Annotated in this window: 3 protein-coding genes; all 3 read right to left on the bottom strand. The window is 62.4% G+C overall.

Annotated elements, in window-relative coordinates; translation table 11 throughout:
- Window positions 1-218 (bottom strand): hypothetical protein (locus AACH06_RS29955; RefSeq protein ID WP_341428166.1); only part of this gene is annotated, 218 nt, incomplete at its 3' end.
- A gap of 96 nt (window positions 219-314) precedes the next feature.
- Window positions 315-773 carry a hypothetical protein gene (locus AACH06_RS29950; RefSeq protein WP_341429496.1) on the bottom strand — a complete coding sequence of 153 codons (459 nt, stop codon included), beginning with the start codon at window positions 771-773 and terminating at the stop codon, window positions 315-317.
- Window positions 774-814: 41 nt separating this feature from the next.
- A partial coding sequence (locus AACH06_RS29945) for an RHS repeat domain-containing protein (RefSeq protein WP_341429495.1) occupies window positions 815-3,121 on the bottom strand: 2,307 nt, incomplete at its 5' end.

The raw sequence follows: 3,121 nt of genomic DNA, 5'->3' as shown, positions 1-3,121 counted from the left end.
GCCGCGAGCGAATCGGCCTTGCCCGTGCCACCGGCTTCCAACCAGCGGCCATCGGGCAACTGCACACGGACAGCCAACACCGACTGCTTCTGCGCTGCCGCCACCGGCGCCTTGGCATCGGCCTGCGCCGCTTCCACCGACACCCCGCTGGCCATCGCCAGGCACACCGCCACGCACGCGTTCACCACCGCCTTGCGGCTGAAATCAAAGTCCGACATCTATCTCTCTCCCTATGACTTCACCAGGCCTGAACTGCTTCTTGGCAGCTTTCCGAGACACCTTCAATGACATCGCTAGTCAACGCCAGCGCGTCTCTACCGTTCCCGTTGCTTGCGAAGCTCATCCACCAATTCATTCGCACCGACATAGTTGACGGGGATATGCAGATCTGCGCCATTGAGCACGGCAACAACATAGCCGCCACCTTTGCTGGTTCCCGACATATCCAACCTGCGCTTTGCGGGCACGGCTACTGAAACAGATCTGATGGCTTCTACTCGTACCTTCGTCAACGTTTGGCCAGTGCAGTAGCGAGTGACGGTCAACTGGGCCCCATCGAAAACCAAACGGCGCAGTCCTGCCAGTTCGCGCAAGAGCACAGTCAGGGAGACAAGGAGCAACAGCCAGAGCTCGAGAGAACCGGACTGGATGACCGCATCGCCAATCTCCACCCGCTCGGGCAGCAGCACCGGACGATAGGGCCCCCATGCACCAAGCACCCCCTGTATCAACATGAACACCAATGTGCCGATGGCAGCGACGAGCAAACACACCCACGGAGTCCATGGTCTGGCCACGACATGACCGAGGCGCCTCACTTCGGACAGGAGTAACTCCCTCCACTCGCTGCGTTGTACGACGCCGCCGCCACTTCGCCGGCCGAGATGCCAACCGTGACGCCCATGACTGTCTCCATCACTTCACGGGAGTCCGGCGTGGCATCGATACCGGGGAGCGTGCCGGCCACGCCCTTGACGATGGCGCCACCGACGGCACCGCCAATCGCCGCAGCCCCGACAGACTTCATGTCCACCTGCCCCCAGGTCGACGGATCCCAGGGCCTTGCACCTTGGTTCATCGCGTCCGTGATGCCAGCGCCGACGGCACCGCCCACGACCGGCCCGAGGAAAGACCCTACGAACCCGCCGACAAAACCATTCACGAAGGCTTGGCCATAGCCGCCCGCGCAATCATGCAATGCAGCCCCGGCCATGTTGGCCAGCCCACCGAGCGCGCCGGCGATGAGGTTGAGCACGATCCGGCCATCAGGATCCCGATAGGCAATCGGATCTCCGCCGACGTACGCATAGTTGTTGGTTTGCCCCGAAGCCCAACCGATGGGGTCTTCGGAGATGAAGCGCATGCAGCCGGGCATGTAGTAGCGGGCGCGGTAGTAGTACAGCCCGTTCGCATTGCCCGGGTTGTCGTTCTCGCGGCCAGTGAACTGCTGGGTATTGCCGTCACTGTTGTCAGCGCTGGTCGAGCCATAGGGCTCGTAGGTGTAGTCCACCAGTTTGGACTGGTTGGCATCGGTCACGCGCACCGTGTTGTTGTTGGCGTCAGTCAACAAGCTGGCCAATTCGCCGCCTTCCATGCGCAGGAAGGTCTCATCCAGGCCGCCGGTGATCAGCTGGGCACGGATGCTGCTCGTGTTGCTGTTGCCGTTGAGCTCCTGGGTGAAGTTGCTGCCGTCGTAGACATAGCCGGTCGTCGTCGCACCGATGGTCTTGCTGGTGCGGCGGCCTCCGATGTCATACTGGAAGCTGGCTTGCTCGGAGCCTCCGTTGTTGATGCCTTTGAGCTGGTTGCGCTCGTCCCAGGTATAGGTGAGCGCGCCGTCGCTGAGCAGGTTGCCGTTGTTGTCGTACTGGAACGCGGCCGCGCCCCATTGCTTGAGACGATTGTTCGCGTCGTACTGCGCCGACACCTCGGCCGTAGGCAGGTTCATGCGCGCCATGCTGCCGCCGATGCTCGTGCGCCGGCCCGCGCCGTCATAGCCGTAGGTCAGGTCGCCGATCACCGTATCGTCGGCCTTCTTGAACACGATGGCCTTGAGCTGACTCGCGTCGTCCCAGGTGTAGTTCATCGTCGAGCCGTTGGACAGCGTGGTCTTCAGACGGCGGCCCGCGTCGTCCGGATCCAGCTTGATCACCTGCTTGACGTTGCCATTGGCTGGCCCGGCAGCCTGCTCGATCTGGCGCAGCCGATCGGCGTCGTCCCAGGTGTAGGTGACGAGGGGCTGGTCGACCTGGCTGCCTGGCGCGCCATTGCGCACGAACATCGTCTGACGCCGGCCACCGTCGTCATAGGTGTAGTTGACCTCGGCCTGAGGCGTGACCTCCTGGGTCATCTGGTCCAGATCGTCGTAGGTGCGCTTGATCAGGCGCTTGCTGGCGATCTTCGAACAGTTCAGATTTGTCTGCGGCGTGCCGCAGATGCGGTCTTCGATGACACGCAGGCGGTTGCCCTTGTCCCAGGTCAGCTCGACCTGGCTGCGATAGGCCGTCGGATTGGCAGCCGTGGCACCGAAGCTCATCAGCTTGGCGCGGCCCAGGCTGTCGTAGGTCACTGTCGACAGCTGGCCGTTGCGGTCGATGAGTTGGCGCAGCTTGCCGCCCGGCTCGTACAGCCGCGACTCACCATTGGCAAGCGCATCGGTCATCGTGTCCAGCGTAACGATGGCCGTGGGCTTGAACTTGCGTGGGTTCTTCTTCTGGTCGATCTGCTGGATGGTGAAGCCGTTGTCGTCGTAGACGAACTCGGCTGTGCCCTTGAGCGGATCGGTGATCGACTTCAGCCGGTTCAGCGCTGTCCACTCCAAGTAGATGGTATTGCCCAACGGGTCGGATTTCGACCAGGTGCGCCCCACGCTGTCATGGCCGAAGCTGTACGTGCGCTTGAGGGGGGCCACCACGCTGGACAAATCAGCGCCGTCGTAGCTGTAGGTGACGGCCTTGTTCAGCGCGTTGGTCAAGGTCTTCAACCGGCCGGTGTCCGGGTCGTACGTGAACTTCGCGATCACGTGGTTCAGGCCATCGGTCACGCTCTTGAGCTTGCCGTCGGCGTAGTAGTCGAACGTGGTCTTGTGCTTGTTCGCGTCGGTGTAGGTGCGCGGCTTGTT

The sequence above is a fragment of the Ideonella lacteola genome, assembly GCF_038066555.1.
Classification (GTDB): domain Bacteria; phylum Pseudomonadota; class Gammaproteobacteria; order Burkholderiales; family Burkholderiaceae_C; genus Ideonella; species Ideonella lacteola.
Note: the sequence above shows the minus strand (reverse complement) of the source record. Positions and strands in the feature narration are given on the sequence as shown.